Consider the following 20,327-nt stretch of genomic DNA (forward strand, 5'->3'; position numbering starts at 1 on the left):
CTGTTCGAGAAACCGGCGATAGGTCTGCAGTGGCGATTCCTTCAGCTTTGAGTCGATTGGGTTCATTTGGCCAACCTCATCAGATGATTCCGCGGTCCCGATACAAGGTGATGTCTTCGGTGTTGCAGCCCAGGAGGCCGCTCAACACATCGTCGGTGCAATCGCCGAGCGAAGGCGGTGCGCGCCGATAGGCGGGTGGCGTATCCCGCAACCTGAGCGGGCTGGCAATGGTCGACGCCATTGCGCCGTCTTCCCTCGGCACATCGACGCGCAACGACCGATGCCTGACCTGCGCGTCTTCGAAGACCTGCCGGTAGTCGTTGATTCGTCCGCAGGGCACGCCATGCGCGTCGAGGTGCCGGATCCACTCCAGCGCGCCGCGTTCGAGCATGGTTCCTGCGAGTTCGGGGATGAGTTCATTGCGGCCCGTAATCCGCCCGGTGGCTTTGTCCCAGCGTGGATCGGCAGCCAGATCGGGGCGTTCGATTGCCTTGCAGTACTGCTTCCATTGCGTGTCGTTGCCGACGGCGACGACGATCTCGCCGTCTTTGACCGTGAAAACCTGATACGGAACGAGGCTCGCATGCGCATTTCCATAGCGGTGCGGGGTCTTGTCGCTCGCGAAGAATCCGGTCACCTGATTTCCACCTAGCGCCACTATGCAGTCGAGCAATGCCATGTCGATGTATTGGCCTCGGTTCGAGACCGTGCGGTATTGCAGGGCCGACAGGATAGCGATGGTCGCGTACATGCCGGTCATGACATCCACTATCGGAAGCCCTGCCTTTTGCGGTCCACCGCCCGGGAGGTCATCGCGCTCGCCGGTCACGCTCATCAATCCGCCGACCGCCTGAAACACGATGTCATAGCCGGGTTTGTTGGCGTCTGGGCCATCCTGTCCGTAACCGGTGATTGAACAATAGACGAGCCTCGGATTGATCTCAGCGAGCGTCGCGTAGTCGAGACCGTAGCGCTTGAGGTCGCCGACCTTGTAGTTCTCGATCACGACGTCGCTTTTTGCAGCAAGCTTGCGGATCAAGTCCTGTCCTTCCGGTGTCGAGATATCGACGGTGATCGATTTCTTGTTCCTGTTCGCGGATGCGAAGTAGGTGGAGTCGTGCGTGTCGGTACCGTCCTCGTTCTTGATCCACGGCGGTCCCCAGCTGCGTGTGTCATCGCCTGTTCGCGGGCGCTCGACCTTGATCACCTCGGCGCCCATGTCGGCGAGGTTCTGGCTGCACCACGGACCCGCGAGCACGCGGGAAAGGTCCAGCACCCGGAGATGGGCGAGGGCGCCGGTCGGCGCGAGATTCGATGTGTGATCCAGTGAAGGGTTTTGCATTTTTGTCAGAACGGGTAGGTGCATGTTGCGCCGCTCGCGCTAACTAACAAGCGGCGCGTGGACGGGTGGCGTGGAGCGCTGGAGTGCCTTGCCGTATCAGGCCGGCGCCCAATCTTTCGGAAACTCGGCCGTCGCCTCGCCGACCGCGATTTCTTCGCCACGCTGATTGAATACCTGCACGTCGAGCACCGCCCAGCGTCCCTTGCTGGTTTCGTTGACTGACGTGACAGTGGCACGCGGCGTAATCACGTCGCCCGGTTTGACGGGCGCTTTCCAGCGCGTCTCAAGACGACGCTGCACGCCCCCGGCCGGATAAAGCCAGTCGGTCAGCATCTTTGTGATAACGCCGAAATTGTTCATGCCATGCATGATGATTCCGCCAAAGTTGGTCTTGCGGAAATCGCCCGGCATGTACTGATCGTCGAGATGAAGCGGATTGAAATCCAGCGACGCTTCGCAGAATTCGCGAATCGATTCGCGCGTCGGGGAGAACGGTGTACCCTCGATGAGTTGGCCGCGCTGCAGGCTTTCGAATGTCGAAGTCATATCGGTTTCTCCTTAGAACGCGCGGATGCTCCAACCGCGGCCCGAACAGATCACCTGATCGTGCTGATTGAAAAAAACGTTGTCATGCACCACGAAGAGTCGGTCCCTCTTGATGAACTTGTCGAGTGCGCGTGCCTGAAGCCGGATGACGTCGCCTGGTCGCGCCGGGACGTTGTAATTCCACGATTGACCTGCGTTGATAGTGCCGGGACTGCGCATCCAGTCGTCGGCTGGCGTGCAGGAGAACATCAGAAGAATGTGAATGGTCGGAGGCGCAATGAGTCCGCCGTAGGGCGTCTGCCTGGCGTACTCCTCGTCGAAGTACAACGGATGCGTATCGCCGATCACGCGGCAAAGCTTTTGGATCGCTTCCTTGGTCAGGGTGTAGGGCAGCGTCTTGCGGGGCTCGCCCGGGATGATGTCATCCCAGGTCTTGCGCAACCCGGCGTCTTTCCAGAAATCTGTCTCGAATGTCGGAGCGTTCATAGGACGATCGCAGGTAGTTGATCGGGAAAGGCTCAACGGGTAGAATATCCGCTAAGCGGATATGTATGTCCGCCTTGCGATCAATTTGCAACTGTTCTGTGTTGTTGTCAAGACTAGGAGTAACCATGGCCACGCCAGACAGCGAGTCATTCGTGCGCACTTTCGCGCGCGGGCTCGCCGTGATTGAAGTGATGGGGCAACGTGCGAGCCGTCAGACACTCGGGGAAATTGCGGAGGGTGTTGGCTTGCCGCGCACAGCGGTGCGGCGGTTCCTGATGACGTTGATCGATCTCGTGTTTGTCGCGACCGACGGCAAGTATTATTGGTTGACGCCGCGCGTGCTCAGGCTTGGTCTGTCGTACCTAAGTTCGCTGCCTTACTGGCGGGATGCGCAGACCACACTCGAGGAACTGTCTACGCGAGTTCGGCAGTCGTGTGCGCTGTCAGTGCTCGACGGCTCGGACATCGTGTACATCCTGAGGCAGCATTCAAAGCGGATACTCGCAATGAGTCCGACGCTCGGCAGCCGATTGCCCGCGCATGTAGTTTCGATGGGTCGTGTACTGCTTGCGGGTTTGCCAGACGATGAGTTGGATGCGTATCTTCAGGGCGCCACGCTGCAGCAATTGACGAGCGCTACGCTGACCGACAAGGCGATTCTGCGCGAGCGCATTCTCCAGGCACGCGCGCAGGGTTATGCGTGGGTCGACGGCGAACTTGACGAGTCGATCTGCGGCCTTGCCGTGCCTGTACGGGACAAGCAAGGAGCAGTCATCGCAGCGATCAACATCAGCTTGCCAGCGGGCCAGTACACCGAAGGAGATGCGATACAGCACTACCTGCCGGAGCTCCGCCAGGCGGCGTCTCATCTGAGGGCAGCGTCGTAGAAGAAGTAAGACGGCAGCAGGCCGGCGTGCCCGATGAGATCGGGTTTGCGACCAAGCCTCAGATCGCGATCACGCAGTTGCGCGAGGCACGGCAAAGCGGTGCCCCGGACGGTGTTGTACTGGCCGTTGCCTGCCGAACCCTCGAAGGGCAAGGCTGGCCGAGGGGCGAGGATGGTGCGGCTTTCAGCGAGAGCACCAGGCGTACCTGAACATAAAACAGCATCAATACGCCAGCCACGTGCGTAGCAAGCGATGTCAGGTTTCGCAAGCCGATCCATCGCAAGAACACGTCGAATCCATCCCGCCTTAGCACTGCTTGGTATGAGTTAAATTTCTCAGGTGCGTACATCGGGCGCAATGCAGAATCGACCAGAATAAAGGACAGAACGCCGAGGCAGCATGTGAGGATGTTTGAACTATTCGTGGCACTACCGGCACAGTCACGGCACACGAGGGGAAGCGGCGACGCGCCTTCCTTTGGTCACCGAACGGTGCCGTACCAACCCCATGGCGCAGTATTGCTCTGTCACTCCGTCGCCACAGCACTCCCACCCAGATACGCTGCGCGCACCCGGCTATCCTGCGCCAGATCCCGGGCCGGGCCGGCTAGCGCGATGCGGCCGCTTTCCAGCACATAGGCCCGATGAGCAATACGCAGTGCCTGGCGTGCGTTCTGCTCGACGAGAAGGATCGAGGTGCCTTCCTTGCAAATGTCTGCAATCATGCCGAAGATCACCCGGACCAGCTTCGGCGCCAGTCCCATGGACGGTTCGTCCAGCACAACAACGCGAGGCCGCAGCATTAAAGCGCGTGCGATTGCCAGCATCTGTTGTTCGCCACCGCTGAGCGTGCCCGCCAACTGGCTACGCCGCTCCCCGAGTCGCGGAAAAGTCCGATAGACCTCGGTCATCCGCTGTTCCAGCAAGGCGCCGTCGGCCCGGATCAGATAACCGCCGAGCCGCAGATTTTCCTCGACTGTCAGCGCTCCGAACATGCGACGGCCTTCCGGCACATGACCGAGACCCAGGGCCACGATCTGGTGGGCGCGCAGTCCGGTGAGCAGGTGCCCGGCCATCACGATCTGTCCAGAACGTGGGCGAATCAGGCCGGAAATGGCGCGTAGCGTCGTGGTCTTGCCGGCCCCGTTGCTGCCGAGCAAGGCCACGATCTCACCTTCCGCGACGTCCAGCGAGACGCCGTGCAGAACCTCTACGTTCCCATAGCTCACATGCAGATCGCGGATTTCTAGGAGTCCCACAGCGATTTCTCCCCGGCGGCATCGTCAGCCGCTTCGTCTATTCCCGCCGTACCGAGATAGGCGTCGATCACACGCGGATCGGCCTGGATTTCGGCTGGCGGCCCCTCGGCGATGATGACGCCATGGTCCATGACGATGATCCGGTCCGACACGCCCATCACCAGCATCATGTCGTGTTCGATCAGCAGCACCGTCACGCCAAGATCCCGAATTCGCCGGATCAATTCCATCAGCGCGTGCTTCTCGGTCGGATTCATCCCCGCCGCCGGCTCGTCCAGCAGCAGGAGATGCGGGTTGCTGGCGAGCGCACGGGCGATCTCCAGCCGGCGTTGATCGCCATAGGGCAAGTCGGCTGCGCGTTCGCCCGCCCGGGCGCCGAGGCCGACGAAGCTGAGCCAGCCGAGGCCCTCTGTCGCGTGATCGGCCGCCTCGGAACGCGCGGAGGGCAGCGCGAGCAATTCGGCGAGCAGTTGCGTTCGGAGCCGATGGTCCATGCCGATCAGCACGTTCTCGAAGGCCGTCATGTTGGCAAACAGGCGGATGCCCTGGAAGGTGCGCGCCATGCCCCGATGGACGATGCGATGCGGGGCTCCTCCAACCAGCGAGGCACCGCGCCAGAGAACCTGACCGCCGGTCGGACGGGTCACGCCGGTGAGACAGTTGAACACGGTGGTTTTGCCGGCGCCGTTCGGGCCGATCAGGCTGAGAATCTCACCGCTCTGCACGGTGAAGCTGACGCCGCCGACCGCCAGCACACCGCCAAAGCGGCGCTGCATGTTGCGCACTTCGAGCAAGGTTTCGTCGGTGACGGTCTGGCTCGGCACGGGCTTTGCGGCGCCGGCGCCCTCGCCCTCGCGCGGCGGTGCCACGCGGCGCAGCGGCGCCGGCCACAGGCCTTGCGGCCGGAGCAGCATCAGGATCACCAGGCCGATCGCGAACCCGAAGATGCGCCAGAGGTTGAGGAAACGCAGCAGCTCGGGCAGGCCGGCAACGATGACGGCGCCGAGTATCACGCCAGGAATGCTCCCTCGGCCGCCAAGCACGACGATGATCAGGATCGTGACGGACTGCAGATAGGTGAACCCGGTCGGGTCGATCGTCCCGAAGCGCGCAGCGAACAGGCTGCCGCCAAAACCGCCGATCAATGCGCCCATCACGTAGGCCAGCAGTTTGACGCGCAGCGTCGGCACACCGACGGCCTCGGCAGCCGCCTCGTCCTCGCGGATGCTGGTCCAGGCGCGGCCGAGCCGAGACTGGCCGAGCCGGATCGCGAACACGAGCACCAGCACGAGGAACGCGATGCCCAGTTCGTACACCGCATGGGGCGAACTGATCTCGTAACCGAACAGGCTGGGGCTGTCGATACCGTAGATGCCGTTTGGGCCGCCCGTAATCCTGAGATTGGTGGCAATGATGCGCGTGATCTCGCCGAACCCCAGCGTGACGATCGCCAGGTAGTCGCTGCGCAGGCGCAGGGTGGGGTAGCCGATCACGATGCCCGAAGCGCTGGCAAACGCGAGGCTGAACGGCAGCGTTTCCCAGAACGAGAAGCGCAGCAGTGTTTCCAGCAGCGCCGTCGTGTAGGCGCCGATGGCAAAGAAGGCTGCATAGCCCAGATCCAGCAGCCCCGCATAACCGACGACGATATTCAGCCCCAGGCCGAGAATCGAATAGGTGGCGATGGTCAGGCCGACATCGACGATATAGCTGCTGGCGACAGCCGGCAGTGCCACGGCGGCGACCAGCAGACCTGCGCCGGCCACAGGGCGATGCCAACGCGCTGACGCCTGCGTCGCGCTCATGGCCTACATCCTCTCGACGACGCGTTCGCCGAACAAGCCGGTTGGCTTGATCACGAGTACACCGATCAGCACGCCGAACACGAGCACATCGGTCCACTGCGATGAGACATAACCGGCGCCGAAGGCCTCGAGCAGGCCGATCAGGATGCCGCCGGCCATCGCACCCGGAATGTTGCCGATGCCGCCGAGAACGGCGGCGGTGAACGCACGAAGCCCCAGCACGAAGCCCATGAAGAAATTGATCTGCGTGTAGTAGAGCCCCTCCATCACCCCCGCGACGGCGGCCAGCACCGAACCTAGCAGGAAGGTCAGCTGGATCAGCCGCTCGACATTGACGCCCATCAGACGCGCGGCGTCCTGATCGATCGCCAGCGCGCGCATTGCCGTGCCGAGAAACGTGTGATGGACGAAGAAATACAGCGCCAGCATCAGCACAAGGCTCGCTACGATGATGCCGATCTGCGTGAAGCTGACCCGCACGCCGAGCAGATCGAGCCCTGCCTGGCTGAGCACGTGCGGATAGGTGTCGAAGCCGGCGCCGTACAGCAGCAGCACGCCGTTCTCCAACGCGAGTGAAACGCCGAGCGCCGTGATCAGAATCGACAGCCGCGGCGCGCGCAACAGCGGTTGGTACGCCAGCCGCTCGATGGCGAGGCCCAGGGCGCCGGTGACCGCCATCGAAGCGACGAGCGCAATCAGCAGCGCCAGGGCGAGCGGCAGGTGCGCGGCGGCGAGCGCCGTCAAAGCGGTCCAGCCGACGAACGCACCGACCATGAACAAGTCGCCGTGAGCGAAGTTGATCAGCCGGATAATCCCGTAGACCATCGTGTAGCCAAGGGCGACGAGGGCATAGAACGAGCCGGTCGTCAGCCCTTCGACGACGAACTGGAAAAAGGTGCTCATGGCCGGGCCCGGCGCGCGCCAGGGCCTACTTCATCGCCACCCAGTGTCCGCTCGAATCAAGCCGCTGATAAGGCGTGAAATTGCCGCCGCGCACGGTGATGACGATATACACCGCGTTGCTGCGGTCACCCTTCGGGTTGAAGCTGATCATCCCGGTCACGCCCTGATAGCCCGAGATCTTGTGCAGAGCAGCATTGATCGCCGCGGGCGCCGTCGATTTTGCGTTCGCGATCGCTTTTGCGGTGACCCCGACGGCATCGTATTCGTAGACCGAATAGGGGCCGGGACCTTGCCCATAGGCCTTCGTATAGTCGTCGACGTAGCCGTGCGCGGCGCTCAGGAACTGCGCCAGCGGCGCCGTGGTGATGACCATGTCGTCGGCCGCGGGGCCGGCTGTTTTCATCAGTGTGGGGTCGTTGGTGGCGTCGCCGCCCATCAGCGTCATCTTCAGGCCCAGTTGCCGCGCCTCTTTCACCAACAGGCCGGCTTCGGCGAAATAACCGGTGTAATAGATCACGTCCGGCTTCAGTGAGCCGACATGGGTCAGCGTCGGCGAGTAGTCCATCTGGCCGGGCGTGATCGCATCGTCGTAGACGACATCGACACCGTCCTTCTTCAGCGCTTCCACCGTGTTGTCGGCGAGGCCCTTGGAATAGGTCGTGTTGTCGTTGATGACCGCCGCACGTTTCGCGTGCAGGAAGTTCTTGATGAAGTTGGCCGCAAACGGGCCCTGCTCGTCGTCACGGCCAATCGTGCGGAACACGTTCTCGTAGCCCATCTCGGTCAATTTTGGATTGGTCGACGCGTCCATCACGTAGGGAATACCGACGCGGTGAAAGGTCGTCAATTCCGGCAGTGCGGCGCTGGAGCAGTAACCGCCTGCTACCGCGACGACGCCCGCATCGACCAGTTTCTGCGCCGCCTGTACCGCCGTCTGCGCGTCGCAGGCGTCGTCTTCCGGCACCAGTTCGATCTGCTTGCCCAGCACGCCGCCCGCCGCGTTGATTTTGGCGGCGGCCAGCTTGGCGCCGTTGACGATGTCCTGGCCGGCATTGGCGCTGCTGCCCGACAGCGGCACGGGTACGCCGATCTTGAGCGTGGCGCCCTGGCTTTGCGCCGACCCGGGGGCCGTGCCGGCGAGCACGGCCAGAGCGGCCATGGCCGCGATCGTCGTTCGCCGCAAGACGCGAGCTGCATCGGGTGTGCCATTCTTCTGAGCAATCATGTTAGTGACTCCTTATTGTGAAAGGGATCGAAGCGATCCGCCACGCGGATAGACCGGTGACATCAGAAAGCGGACAAAAACGTGCGTTCGCGTGCAATGCCTGATCCGCCAGACGAGTGGCTTGTCTGGCGGGCGCGTCGCGGAGCCGTTAGGAAAGTGCTCCTTTCATGATAGGTCCCGCCACAGACTGGACGAGATAGGGTATCCGCGTATAGACCACCATTCAACGTGCAGGCAGCGCTATATTTGAACGGGTAGTAGCTGTGCATGGGGCTGGAGTAAGCGCTATGGGGCTGGAGTAAGCGCTAAAGCGCTAACTCCAGCCGACAAGGGAGTCACGCATGAAAAGCGTCGTGCTAGGGGGCGGAATCGCAGGCGTCACGGCCGCCTGGTACCTCGCGAAAGCGGGCCGCGAGGTGACGGTGATCGACCGCCAGCCGGGCGTCGCGCTCGAGACCAGTTTTGCCAACGCTGGCTTGGTCGCGCCGGGGCATTCGTACACATGGGCCTCGCCGCGTGCGCCGAAAATCCTGCTGAAGTCGCTCTTCGTCGAAGGGCAGGCGCTGCGGCTCAAGCTCAACGCGGACCCGCACATGTGGATCTGGTGCCTCCAGTTCCTGCGAAACTGCACAGCGGAACGCTCCCGCGTAAACACGACGCGCAAGGTCGCCCTCTGCCGCTATGCGCAGACGCAGTTGCAACAGTTGACCGCCGCCGAGCATCTGCAATACGACCGTATCAGCCGCGGCCTGTTGTATCTCTATCGCGACGAAGCGTCTTTTGCGCGCGGCACGCAAAACATGTCGATCCTCAAGGACAACGGCCTGCCGCTCAAAACGCTCGATGCGGCACAGGTCGTCGAACGGGAGCCCGCGCTTGGGGCGGCGCGTGACAGGATTGCCGGCGCAATCTATTGCCCCACCGACGAAAGCGGCGATGCGCACCTGTTCACCCGCGCCTTGAAGACGGCGTGCGAACGCCTTGGCGTGCGTTTCGAATTCGATACGCCGATCAGCGCAATCGAGGCGTCAGGCGACCAGATAGTCGGCGTGCATACGCCGGCGGGACTCGTGCGAGGTGACGAGTTCGTCCTGGCGCTCGGTTCCTGGTCGCCCATTGTTGCGCGTCGTCTGGGTTATCGGCTGCCGGTGTATCCGGTGAAGGGTTACTCGGCCACGTTCCCGGTCGGGCCGGATCACCGTCCGCCGAATCTTGGCGGCGTCGATGAGAACAACCTCGTGGCGTGGGCGCGTTTTGGCCAGCGGCTGCGCTTTACTGCAACCGCGGAATTCGCCGGCTACGACACCCACCATACACCCGCCGATTTCACGACCATGCTGCAGGCCGCCCGCGAGCTGTTCCCCGGCGGCGCCGACTATGACAGTCCGTCCTACTGGGCCGGTCTGCGCCCGATGACGCCGGAAGGTACGCCGTTGATCGGCCGTACGCGTCACAGGAACCTGTATCTGAACACCGGGCACGGACACATGGGGTGGACGATGTCGTGCGGCACCGCAAAACTGCTGGTCGACGTCATGACCGGTCGCCAGCCCGAGATCGACATGACAGGGATGACACTGAAATGAGCACGAGTGCACTGCAGGACGACGCCTACGCAAGACTCGATTTCGTGCTGGACGACGGCATCTGCCGGCGTGCCGCCATTGGCCTCGTGGTGCTCGCCACCGATCATACGATCGAACACGAATGGCGCAAGCTGCTGACGCAGGATGGCGTGGCGTTCTACGAAAGCCGCGTATACAACTCGGCGGATATCACGCCCGAACGGCTGAGGGAAATGGACTCCCGCATTGCAGCGGCGGTGGCGCTGATTCGCCCTGGCGAGCGGATCGATGTCGTGGCGTTTGGCTGCACGTCGGCAGCGATGGTGATCGGCGAGGAGAACGTGTTCGCACGCATTCACGAAGCGCGCCCCGGCGTCGCGTGCACCACGCCGATCACCGCCGCGCTCGCTGCGTTGCGCGCGCTCGGCGTGCAGCGAGCCGCACTGTTGACGCCGTATGTGCGTGCAATCAACGACTCTATGTGCGACTACATCGAGGCGCGGGGTGTCGGCGTCACGCGTATGGCGTCGTTCGAGCATGCGAACGACAACGAGGTTGCGCGGATTGACGCAGCGTCCCTGCGAGCCGCCGTCGAGCACCTTGCACAGAACGCCGACGTGGACGCTGTTTTCGTGTCTTGCACGAGCCTGCGCATCGCCGAACTGATTCCGGAGCTTGAGGCGAGGATCGGCAAGCCGGTGATATCGAGCAACTTCGCAATGGCCTGGCACGCATTGCGCCTCGCAGGAGTGGAGGATTGCGAGCCTCATCTGGGGAGGTTATTCACGCTTTGATCGTAGATAACGTGCGTGACCTGGGAAGCAATCAGAATGACCGGTCGTTGTCATCGTGGTCGTGCAGCGGGTCAGGGCTCTTCTGGGTGGAGCGCAGCACGCCACCATCGTCGAAATAGAAGTGGAAGAGCCAGACGCTGTGGGGTGCTGTTTGTTGTCGATTGGCGGGATGTCATGTCGGACTGCATACTTCAGATCAAGCACTTAACTTTGACACCAGGTGCAGAAAAAGATTTCGGCCGATTCCAGACGCATTAACGGTTCGTCCGGCGCGTCGCTGTCGCAGATGATCCCGCAATGCAACAGGTTGGAGAGCCGGAAAGGAAGCGGCGCATAATACTGAAATTCCTTTGTCGGGATGGTGGAGGTAGAGATGACTACGTTTGCTATCGACGGTGTACGCATTAACCCTGCAACTGATCGAGTCACGCACGTGCGCTGGGCTCCGGTCGACCTGAGGACGCATGAATGGCTGTCCCCGACCGCGATAGTCGAGGTAGCCGAAGTGGTCAGAGCGATCCATGCGGGGGACGTAGGCTGGTCCCTTTTTACCCTCGGCGGTGCGAGATTTCTGGGGCCGAAAATAAAGATCGTTACGCACACCAACGGCCCTGATGGAATCGACACGGAGGACCCCGACGGGAGTGTCGAAAAGTCCATGGACGATCTTCCGCAGGTTTGACGAAGCACCGGTATGGTTGCGCGCATGAGTTTCATGTCGCGGCGCCTGCATACGATTCCTTCAAATTCCGGACGGAGACTGGCATGTGGGACAAGATCGAGCACAACGGATACGAAGTCTGGGTCCTTCCGATCCTTGCATACGGCCCGCGGACACCCACCACCCTGTGGCATTACTCGGCGTACATCTGTCGCCACGGCGCCGATGCCCACGTCACTGGGCAGAGCATTCGTTTCGAGGAACTTGCCGCCACTTTTCGCAGTGAAGAAGAAGCCCGCGAGGCGGGGTATGTCGAAGGCAAGCGGCGCGTCGATATGGTTCCCGAAGGCGGGTGGGGTGCCGGCAACGGCTGATCAATGCTCAAGTTGCTCAATATGGAACTCTGGATTCAGCCCTGCACGCCATGCGCTGACCTTTACGGACAGGCCTCGGCGGTCGAGCCGCACGACACGCTGACCTTGGTCGGAGCCGGTGCGGTGAAGGATGCGAGAGCGGAGCAGCATTACACCTGCACGCGATGCCGGGCGGCGTTTGTCCGCATCCTCGCAGGCGAGCCGCGAACGCAAATATGGATGCTGCTGAACGCGGCTCAACATTGACTCGTTCGTAGATAGCGGCCGGCTGACCGACCACGAACTGATTACGATCTTTGCCGCTAATACCCGTGGTTCACGCGGGATCCCAAAAACAAGGGCGTCCGGCAATCTGCTAGGTTTACACCGTCACAAGCGACAGGACCTGGTAATGGGCGGCACTGAACTGAAAACGGATTCGCTGCAACGGTGGATGATGTACAGCAAGGATTCCTACGGGAGTGGGCGCATCTTTCTCACTACCGGGCAAAAACAGGCGGTTGAGGAAGGCAAGAAGTTCGCGCGACGTGCATACGCCGATGTATGGGCTCAGGACGCCGCACTTGTGCAGCGCGTTCGCTCGTTCCTCGGGACTAACTTCCACTGGCACCAACGGCTGGCAGAGAGCGGCGCTGACCTTGAGGTCATACAGACCTTGCAGTCCATGATTCGCGGTGAGAGTGTCGTTCTCATTGCCGAGCAATCGCGGACAGGGGGCGCGTGGAACGATCCGGCGCCTAAACCCAAACGGCTTCCCAGCTTCCGTGAGGAGCTGATGACGGGGCTGGGCATGTCGTACGAGGCTGCGACGGCCTACATGGACCGCTATAACGACATGGTGGACGAGGTCAATGCGGTTGCGGCCCGCTATGCGAACGGGGCCGCAGCGTCACTGGCCGATGCCGCGGGCGATCTCATGGAAGCCGCTACGCCGCTAGGCGACGCGCAGCCGTTTGAATATGCTAATGATCCCGTTGCTCGATTGCCCGGCGAAGACAGTCAGTTAGCATGGTTGCCTCGCACAGGAGGCCCCGCCAACACGTGGGTGGACAACCCGTCCGGAAGTGGCCAAATGCGACTCTATGATGCGAGCGGAAATGCCGCTGTCGATTTTGACTTCGATCACGATCACGGTTTCGGGTCACCGCATGTCCACAACTGGGACGGAAACGTCCGCGATAAGGGAAACGCTTTTTCTCTGCTCCCCCGGTGACGAGATCCAATCATGAATGAACTCCAGACATTTGACTATTTTCACGACTGGCAAATCGATATCGTCGCCGTAACGGACGACGGCGACAGTTTGACCTTGGGACTCAAGCTGGACAATCGGCGTGCTACCGTGACGTTCGTCGGTACGACACGATGCGTTATCGAGCACTACGGGCTTCTCAACATCGTTTACGACATCAAGATTCTGGAGTTCGGGTCACCGCGCTACGAGCGAGTGCTAAAGGTATTGGAAAGCTCGGATCGCTTTTCTGACAAGCAACCGAACCTGGTCGCGCTCGTCGCGGCGACAGTCGGCGCAGAAATGATCGTTGAGTTCACCTCTCTGCGAATCCAGGCGGCCTGACATACTTCAATACTCCATGAGTATCCATGACAATGACAGAAACACTGGCGCAGTTCGGCCATTTCCACGCCTGGTATCTGGACATTGTTGCGATCGGACCTGATATTTTCGCTTGCGCTCGAAGCGCATCCGCGCCGCGAGGCGTGAGGGTATGGAGGGCGGCGCCGGTTATGCGTCGTCTTTCTTGAAGCGTTCTTGTATGGCTACCAGTTGATCGTCGCCGGTGGCCACGATCCACAGACGGGCGCGTTCGACCATCAGGCGATTGTGATCCTTTAGCGCGCCCATCGACACGGCGGTTTTCCACGCGACGGGTGCGGCGCGGCTGGTTCGTCCTGACGGCGTGCCGACCAGCAATGCATAGGGTCCGAGGGGCAGCGAGACGAATGGCATGGCCGGCTTGACGCGCACGCGCCAGTCGATGAATGGCGCATCGCTGAAGAGAAGGGGCGTGGGCAGGCCATGCAGCACGGTGAAGTCATAGAGCGCGAGTTGGTCGCGCATGGGCCCGTAGACCCGGCGAATATCGCTGACGAGCGCCGCGCGGATTTCGTCGTCGAACATGGCTTCCTGGGTGTAGTGATCGACTGCTTGCCGCGCGTCGTGCTGATAGGCGCTGAAGATCGCCAGGTCGACGCAATCGTGAACGGCGCGCTGGACTTCTGCGGCGGAGCCGGCTTCTTCGGGTTTGCCGAGTTGCGCGGCGCGGAGGAAGCGCGCGAGGGCGGCGTCCTGGGTTGATGGGCCGGTAGCCAGCGGGTCGTCCGCGGCGTCTTTGTCTAGCGGGACGTAGAGGTACTTTTCTGCCGCGAAGCGGGATTTTTTGCCGTCATCGAAGCTGATTTCGCCGGTGGCGCAGTTGATGTAGCGAGTGCCGATGTGGCCGTGTTCCCACACGTAGTTTTTCAGGAAGGGGCGCAGGGGGTGGAGTGGGTCCGGTTGATGCATTTTGCCTTTGCACTCCGTGTGGGTTGGGGTTTGCGTATGGTCACATAGAAATTGGCGTCGATTGGTTTTTTTTTGACTGCCCCGCACGGGCAAAACCCCAACTTCAAACAACACCCCGCTTCACCGCAGACACGCCCCCAAGCGCATGGCGAATAGCATCAGCCAGCTCAGCGGCTGCAAACTTCGCCACATACCCATTCGCCCCAGCATTCCTCACATGCGCCTCATTCGCGGCGCCAGTCAAAGACGAATGAATAATCACCGGAATCTCCCGGGTCCGCTCGTCAGCCTTGATCTGACGAGTCAACATGAACCCATCCATCTCCGGCATCTCGAGATCGGTCAACACCAGCGCAATACTGTCCTTCACCCGCGTGCCGGTCGACTGCGCTTCGCGCGCAGCCTGCTGCAATGTATTCCACGCCTCCTCGCCAGTCTTGGTCATCACGTAGTCCGCGCCGATCGCGCTCAACGCCTGCTCAATCAGCTTGCGCGCAAAACTGGAATCATCAGCGGCGAGAATCTTCGCGCCACGGGGAATGCCAAGCGCTTCACCCACGGAGGTCGGGTCGACGCTCGGATGCTGTGACGGAAACACGTCGCGCAATACCTGCTCGACGTCGATCACCTGCGCGAGCCGCGAGTCGCCCGTGTTGCCGTCGATACGCGCGATGCTCGTCACCAGATTGCCACCCGCCGCGCCCTCGGCGGACAGCACCTGATTCCATTCGAGCCGCACGATGTCGTCCACTTCTTCGACCGCAAAAGCCTGCGTCGAACGCGCGAATTCCGTCACCAGCAATATGTTCAAGCCGCGCGTCGGCTCGCAACCCATCAGGCGCGGCAAATCGATCACGGGAATAATCTGTCCGCGAATGTCCACAGCGCCCATCACGTACGGCGAAGAACCCGCAATCGGTGTCACCGGTGGCATCGTCGAGATTTCTCGCACCTTGAAGACGTTGATGCCGTAAAGCTCATGCGCGTCGCTGCCAGGCACGGATCCCAGCCGATACAGCAACAACTCGAATTTGTTGGAACTCGTCAGGTTGCTGCGTTCGTCGTTCGCGCGGTGGTCTACTGCCATCGAAACTCCCCAGGGATTGCGGTGCGAGTGGTGCGCCATGCATACCGTTCGTTCGGCCCTGGCGCGCGCCCTATCTTTTTGTTATCGGCGCAGCGACAGGAAAGTTCAGTGATTTCAGGCGGTTTACTGATGCTTTCTGGTTACCAGCCGGTCGCTATTCGGGGCAGGAATAGGAACGCGGCTTTACAGCAAAAGCAGGTAATTTGTATGAAGGTTACCTAACGTTACAGAAGCGACAGCATGGTTTCACATGCCGGGTAATGCGCCTCCTAGAATGCACAGCAATAAGAGCGCGGCGCCATTGGCCAGTCGCAAGCGACATGCAAGGTATCAATGCAATCGCACGCAGTGGCCACGGCGCACACGCATCGCCGTTGTTTCGCTTCCACTCCAAGGAGAACATATGATCCGCTTGCCTCTCGCCGCCATCACCAGTGCCTGCATGGCCAGCCTTATGGCCGTCGCTACCGTGGCCAGTGCACAGACCGCGCCCGCCGCGCCGGACACCGCTCGTATTCATGCCGCCGACCAGGCCTTCATCACCGACGCCACCAAGGCCGTCGCTACGCAACGCGACGCCGCACGCATTGCCACGTCGCGCTCCACCGACCGCGACGTGAAGGCATTCGCCGAGCGCGTGTCGAACGACAACGCGAAAATCTCGGACGCGTTGCGCGCGGCGAGCCCGCGTGGTGTCGACGTGCCGAAGAACGATCCGGACGCAGCGGTGCTCGCAAGCATCAATAACCTGCGTGGCGCCGACTTCGATAAGGTCTATATCGAGCAGGTTGCGCTCGCCGGTGACCAGAAAGCACTGTCGGCTTTCCAGGCGGAAATCGCCTCGGGCCGCGACGAACAATTGAAGGACGCAGCGAAGAAGGCACTGCCGACCATTCAGGAGCATTACGCGATGGCTCAGGATCTTGCCAAGCGTAAGCATCTGGCTGCCCAGTAAGCCGTATACCGGTCCCTCAAACGGGGCCCACCAGGCACGGTCTCGCAGAGTCTGAGCATCAAGGTGCGCGTCACGTTACGGCGTGACGCGCGGCGCCTGCATACAGCAGGCCGAATGCGTTCTTTTCGGCGATAATCGGCTTCGTTCTTTCGGGCCTGAACTGCGCGGCTTCCAGCGCGACTCAGGCAGTTCGAAAGCGGTTCCCCGATTCCACATGCATTCAATCAACGCTCACCTCATGAGCAAGCCTGCCAATCTCCCGCAACAGCTGGACCATATGCTTCGGCAAGCCGTCGCGCTTCAGCGGAACGGCGCATTCGCCGAGGCCGAAGAACTCTATCGTGAGATTCTCGAACTCAAGCCACGCCATTTCGAGGCGTTGCAATTGTTGGGTTCGCTCGCGCTGCAAGCGGATCGTGTGCAAGAGGGCATCGAGTTCATCAAGAAGGCACTTGCCATTAATGCAAAGCAGGCGCCGCTTCATTCGAATCTCGCCTATGCGCTCAATGCCTTGCAACGTTTCGACGAAGCACTCGGCAGTGCCGATCGCGCGCTCGCCTTGCAGCCCAAATTCCCGGATGCGCTGAACAATCGCGGCAATGCGCAGGCCGGTCTGAATCTGCCGCTCGAAGCGCTCGGCAGCTTTGATCGCGCGCTTGCCCTGATGCCGGATTTCGCGCAAGCCTGGAACAATCGCGCCTGCGTGCTGCGCGATCTGGGCCGTCCCGCCGATGCGCTCGCAAGCTGCGATCGCGCGCTCGCCTTGCAGCCGAACTATCCCGACGCATGGAGCAATCGCGGTAATGCGCTCAGCGATCTGAACCAGCCGCGCGAAGCGCGGCAAAGCTATCAGCGCGCGCTCGAACTCGCCCCTGCGTTTGCAGATGCCTGGAGCAACCTCGGCCTCACCCAGATCGATCTCGACGAGCACGCGCAAGCGTTGCAGAGCTACGGGCGCGCGCTGGCCGTGAACCCCACCGCCGCCGAGACGCATTGGAACCGGTCGTTGTGTCTGCTGCAACTGGGGCAGCTGGATGCGGGCTGGAAGGAATACGAATGGCGCTGGGAGCGTAGCCGGATCAAGGCGGGCAGGCGCACCTTTGCGCAACCGCTTTGGCTGGGCGATTTTTCAATCGACGGCAAGACGATTTTGCTGCACGCCGAGCAGGGCCTCGGCGACACACTGCAGTTTTGCCGCTATGCCGGGATGGTGTCGAAGCTCGGCGCAAAAGTCGTGCTCGAAGTACCGCCCGAATTGATGCGGCTAATGTCCACGCTCGACGGCGTGGATCAATTGATCGAAGCGGGGCACGCCCTGCCGCCGTTCGATTGTCACTGCCCATTGCTGAGTCTGCCGCTCGCGTTCAAGACCGACCTCGCGAGTATTCCGTCGAAGACGCCTTATCTGTTCGCCGACCCGCAAGCAACGCATGAGTGGCACACGCGTATTGCTGCACAAGCGGAAGGGCGCTTGAAGGTCGGACTCGTCTGGGCGGGCGGAAATCGGCCGCATGTCGCCGAGCTCCGCAAGAACGACGCGCGCCGTTCGATGACATTCGAGCGGCTCGCACCGATTCTCGATGTGCCGAACGTGCAGTTCTTCAGCCTGCAAAAAGGGCCGGCTGCGCAGCAACTGCCTCGTGGTGATGCGTCCGTGGGCGTCATCGATTACACGGAAGAACTCGAGGATTTCGCCGACACGGCCGCGCTGGTGGCAAACCTCGACCTGGTGATATCGGTGGACACGTCCACCGCGCATCTGGCCGGTGCGCTGGACAAGCCGGTATGGATTCTGAACCGCTTCGACACCTGCTGGCGCTGGATGCTGGAACGCGCCGATACGCCCTGGTACGCGCAAGCGAGGTTGTTCCGGCAGCCGGCATTGGGCGATTGGGACAGCGTGATTCGAAGTGCGCGTGACGCGCTGGCCGCGTCGGGCGCCGCGGGAAAGCCGGTGTAGCACCGAAGATAAAGCCCAGGCTGTGCGGTAGCCGGATAGATCGGCGCTGCACGCTTCACTTCGTTGCCATGACGGCACGCTTTGATCAGCGGCATCTGTCAACACAATCCAAGCCGTCGGCACGGTTGCCGAGACGCGCGTAGACTGAACGTCCGTTTATCGACGGCTAGGCCACGGAGATTCAACAATGGAATATAGACATCTGGGTGCATCTGGTTTCAAGGTGCCGGTACTGAGTTTCGGCACGGGCACATTCGGCGGCAAGGGCGAATTTTTCGAGGCGTGGGGCGCCACCGACGTCGCCGAAGCGCGGCGCCTGATCGACATCTGTTTCGATGCGGGTGTCACGATGTTCGACAGCGCGGACATCTATTCGAGTGGCGCTTCCGAGTCGGTGCTCGGTGAAGCGCTCAAGGGCAAGCGCGACAAAGCGATTATCTCGACCAAGGCGACCTTCCGTGTCGACGACGGTCCGAACAACGTCGGCTCGTCGCGCTTTCATCTGATCCAGGCGGTGGACGCGGCGCTCAAACGGCTGCAAACCGATTACATCGACCTGTTCCAGTTGCACGGTTTCGACGCGAAGACGCCGATTGCCGAAGTCATGTCGACGCTCGACGATCTCGTGCGCGCCGGCAAAATCCGCTACACCGGCGTGTCGAATTTCTCCGGCTGGCACCTGATGAAATCGCAGGACACCGCGGATCGCTACGGCTATCCGCGCTATGTCGCGAATCAAACTTACTATTCGCTGATCGGCCGCGATTACGAGTGGGAACTGATGCCGCTCGGCGCCGATCAAGGCGTGGGTGCGGTGGTGTGGAGTCCGCTCGGCTGGGGGCGCCTCACCGGCAAGATCAAGCGCGGCCAGCCGTTGCCGGAAACGAGCCGTCTGCATAAAACCGCCGACATGGGGCCGCCGGTGCCGGACGAGTACCTGTTCCGCGTGCTCGATGCAATCGACGAGGTTGCTGCCGAAACCGGCAAGACCGTGCCGCAAATCGCGCTGAACTGGCTGCTGCAGCGGCCTACCGTATCCACGGTGTTGATCGGCGCGCGCAACGAAGAGCAGTTGCGGCAGAACCTCGGCGCGGTGGGCTGGAATCTGACGCCCGAACAGGTGGCGAAACTCGACGCTGCCAGCGCTGTACGTCCCGCGTATCCGTACTGGCATCAGGAAGGATTTGCGGAGCGTAATCCGAAAGTGGCTTAAGCCACGCCGCCGTTGGCGCGCAGGATCTGGCCATTGACCCAGCCTGCATCCGGGCCGGCGAGGAAGGACACCACCGAGGCGATGTCGTCCGGCTGGCCGAGGCGTTGCAGCGGCGGCATCTTCGCGAAGGTCTGGATCTGTTCTTCGGTCTTGCCGTCGAGGAACAGCGAGGTCGCGATCGGACCCGGCGCCACTGCGTTGACGGTGATGTCGCGGCCGCGCAATTCCTTGGCGAACACGTGTGTGAATGCTTCGACGGCAGCCTTGGTGCCGTTGTAGATCGCGTAGCCCGGCATGTTCAGCGCCAGCGTCGTGCTCGAGAAGTTGACGATGCGTCCGCCGTCGTTCATCCGTGCGGCCGCTTCGCGCAGGGTGTTGAAGGTGCCGCGCACGTTAATGCCGAAGGTCTGGTCGTACAGCGCGTCGCTGGTGTCGGCGAGCGGCACCGTCTTCAGCACGCCGGCATTGTTGACCAGCACGTCCACTTTGCCGAGGTGCTGTTCGGTGGTTTCGAACATGCGGCGCACGTCGTCGGCGTTCGAAACGTCGGCCTTCACGGCGATGGCCTTGGCGCCCGCCACCGTCAGTTCCGCGACCAGCGCATCGGCTTCCGATGAACTCGATGCGTAGTTGACGGCAACCGCGAAGCCGTCCTTGGCGAGGCGTTGCGCAACCGCTGCGCCGATGCCACGGGATGCGCCGGTAACGATGGCGACTTGAGCGTTCCTGATCGTGTTCATGATTC

At 61.7% G+C, this 20,327-nt stretch carries 20 protein-coding genes and 1 pseudogene; 11 read left to right on the top strand and 10 right to left on the bottom strand.

The window, feature by feature from the left end; genetic code table 11:
- Nucleotides 1–79 precede the first annotated feature (79 nt).
- The 3 genes from AYM40_RS05760 to AYM40_RS05770 form a co-directional block, all read right to left on the bottom strand.
- Nucleotides 80–1,342 (bottom strand): CaiB/BaiF CoA transferase family protein, encoded by a 1,263-nt coding sequence (locus AYM40_RS05760; RefSeq protein WP_063495383.1) that lies wholly within the window; start codon nt 1,340–1,342, stop codon nt 80–82.
- Nucleotides 1,343–1,438: 96 nt separating this feature from the next.
- Nucleotides 1,439–1,888, bottom strand: a complete 450-nt coding sequence (locus AYM40_RS05765) for a MaoC family dehydratase (RefSeq protein ID WP_063495384.1) — start codon at nt 1,886–1,888, stop codon at nt 1,439–1,441.
- A 12-nt stretch (nt 1,889–1,900) separates the two neighbouring features.
- A complete protein-coding gene (locus tag AYM40_RS05770) occupies nt 1,901–2,374 on the bottom strand; it encodes a MaoC family dehydratase (protein ID WP_063495385.1) in 474 nt (157 codons plus the stop codon).
- A 125-nt stretch (nt 2,375–2,499) separates the two neighbouring features.
- On the opposite strand from AYM40_RS05770, the gene AYM40_RS05775 reads away from it, so the two are divergent.
- On the top strand, nt 2,500–3,261 hold the full coding sequence (locus AYM40_RS05775; RefSeq protein ID WP_063495386.1) for an IclR family transcriptional regulator domain-containing protein: 762 nt from the start codon (nt 2,500–2,502) through the stop codon (nt 3,259–3,261).
- Nucleotides 3,261–3,392 (top strand): annotated as a pseudogene (locus AYM40_RS39945) (transposase); the annotation flags it as partial. The gene AYM40_RS05775 and the pseudogene AYM40_RS39945, both read left to right, overlap by 1 nt.
- A gap of 395 nt (nt 3,393–3,787) precedes the next feature.
- Here the strand turns inward: AYM40_RS39945 and AYM40_RS05785 are convergent.
- From AYM40_RS05785 to AYM40_RS05800, 4 genes are read right to left on the bottom strand one after another with little or no spacing between them, the layout of a single operon-like run.
- A complete protein-coding gene (locus AYM40_RS05785) occupies nt 3,788–4,519 on the bottom strand; it encodes an ABC transporter ATP-binding protein (protein WP_063495388.1) in 732 nt (243 codons plus the stop codon).
- Nucleotides 4,507–6,321 (bottom strand): ABC transporter permease subunit, encoded by a 1,815-nt coding sequence (locus tag AYM40_RS05790; RefSeq protein ID WP_063495389.1) that lies wholly within the window; start codon nt 6,319–6,321, stop codon nt 4,507–4,509. The genes AYM40_RS05785 and AYM40_RS05790 overlap by 13 nt, the downstream gene beginning before the upstream one ends.
- A 3-nt stretch (nt 6,322–6,324) precedes the next feature.
- Entirely contained in the window at nt 6,325–7,224 is a 900-nt protein-coding gene (locus AYM40_RS05795) for a branched-chain amino acid ABC transporter permease (protein WP_063495390.1), read from the bottom strand.
- 25 nt (nt 7,225–7,249) lie between these two features.
- Nucleotides 7,250–8,449 carry a branched-chain amino acid ABC transporter substrate-binding protein gene (locus AYM40_RS05800; RefSeq protein WP_063495391.1) on the bottom strand — a complete coding sequence of 400 codons (1,200 nt, stop codon included), beginning with the start codon at nt 8,447–8,449 and terminating at the stop codon, nt 7,250–7,252.
- Nucleotides 8,450–8,790: 341 nt separating this feature from the next.
- Between AYM40_RS05800 and AYM40_RS05805 the strand changes: the two genes are divergently transcribed.
- From AYM40_RS05805 to AYM40_RS05835, 6 genes are all read left to right on the top strand, one after another.
- Nucleotides 8,791–10,035, top strand: a complete 1,245-nt coding sequence (locus tag AYM40_RS05805) for a D-amino acid dehydrogenase (protein ID WP_063495392.1) — start codon at nt 8,791–8,793, stop codon at nt 10,033–10,035.
- On the top strand, nt 10,032–10,808 hold the full coding sequence (locus AYM40_RS05810; RefSeq protein ID WP_063495393.1) for an aspartate/glutamate racemase family protein: 777 nt from the start codon (nt 10,032–10,034) through the stop codon (nt 10,806–10,808). Before AYM40_RS05805 ends, AYM40_RS05810 begins: the two co-directional genes overlap by 4 nt.
- A gap of 373 nt (nt 10,809–11,181) precedes the next feature.
- Nucleotides 11,182–11,490, top strand: coding sequence for a hypothetical protein (locus AYM40_RS05815; RefSeq protein WP_063497856.1), 309 nt, complete (start codon nt 11,182–11,184; stop codon nt 11,488–11,490).
- Between the two features lie 83 nt (nt 11,491–11,573).
- Complete coding sequence (locus AYM40_RS05820) at nt 11,574–11,843, top strand: hypothetical protein (protein WP_063495394.1); 270 nt, start codon at nt 11,574–11,576, stop codon at nt 11,841–11,843.
- 391 nt (nt 11,844–12,234) lie between these two features.
- Nucleotides 12,235–13,056 carry a hypothetical protein gene (locus AYM40_RS05830; protein WP_063495395.1) on the top strand — a complete coding sequence of 274 codons (822 nt, stop codon included), beginning with the start codon at nt 12,235–12,237 and terminating at the stop codon, nt 13,054–13,056.
- A 12-nt stretch (nt 13,057–13,068) separates the two neighbouring features.
- Nucleotides 13,069–13,419, top strand: a complete 351-nt coding sequence (locus tag AYM40_RS05835; protein WP_063495396.1) for a hypothetical protein — start codon at nt 13,069–13,071, stop codon at nt 13,417–13,419.
- A gap of 168 nt (nt 13,420–13,587) precedes the next feature.
- On the opposite strand, the gene AYM40_RS05840 is transcribed toward AYM40_RS05835, so the two are convergent.
- On the bottom strand, nt 13,588–14,367 hold the full coding sequence (locus tag AYM40_RS05840; protein WP_063495397.1) for a hypothetical protein: 780 nt from the start codon (nt 14,365–14,367) through the stop codon (nt 13,588–13,590).
- Between the two features lie 103 nt (nt 14,368–14,470).
- The gene (locus AYM40_RS05845; protein WP_063497858.1) at nt 14,471–15,454 is read right to left on the bottom strand and encodes a chemotaxis protein CheV; all 984 of its coding nucleotides are present in this window, start codon (nt 15,452–15,454) and stop codon (nt 14,471–14,473) included.
- A gap of 403 nt (nt 15,455–15,857) precedes the next feature.
- On the opposite strand from AYM40_RS05845, the gene AYM40_RS05850 reads away from it, so the two are divergent.
- The 3 genes from AYM40_RS05850 (at nt 15,858) to AYM40_RS05860 (ending at nt 19,582) form a co-directional block, all read left to right on the top strand.
- Entirely contained in the window at nt 15,858–16,409 is a 552-nt protein-coding gene (locus AYM40_RS05850) for a DUF4142 domain-containing protein (protein ID WP_063495398.1), read from the top strand.
- 238 nt (nt 16,410–16,647) lie between these two features.
- Nucleotides 16,648–18,369: a tetratricopeptide repeat protein gene (locus AYM40_RS05855; RefSeq protein ID WP_063495399.1), complete on the top strand. Its 1,722-nt coding sequence runs from the start codon at nt 16,648–16,650 to the stop codon at nt 18,367–18,369.
- A 187-nt stretch (nt 18,370–18,556) separates the two neighbouring features.
- Entirely contained in the window at nt 18,557–19,582 is a 1,026-nt protein-coding gene (locus AYM40_RS05860) for an aldo/keto reductase (RefSeq protein WP_063495400.1), read from the top strand.
- Here the strand turns inward: AYM40_RS05860 and AYM40_RS05865 are convergent.
- A complete protein-coding gene (locus AYM40_RS05865) occupies nt 19,579–20,322 on the bottom strand; it encodes an SDR family oxidoreductase (RefSeq protein WP_063495401.1) in 744 nt (247 codons plus the stop codon). The genes AYM40_RS05860 and AYM40_RS05865 overlap by 4 nt on opposite strands.
- Nucleotides 20,323–20,327 lie beyond the last annotated feature (5 nt).

The sequence above is a fragment of the Paraburkholderia phytofirmans OLGA172 genome, from assembly GCF_001634365.1.
Taxonomy (GTDB): Bacteria; Pseudomonadota; Gammaproteobacteria; order Burkholderiales; family Burkholderiaceae; genus Paraburkholderia.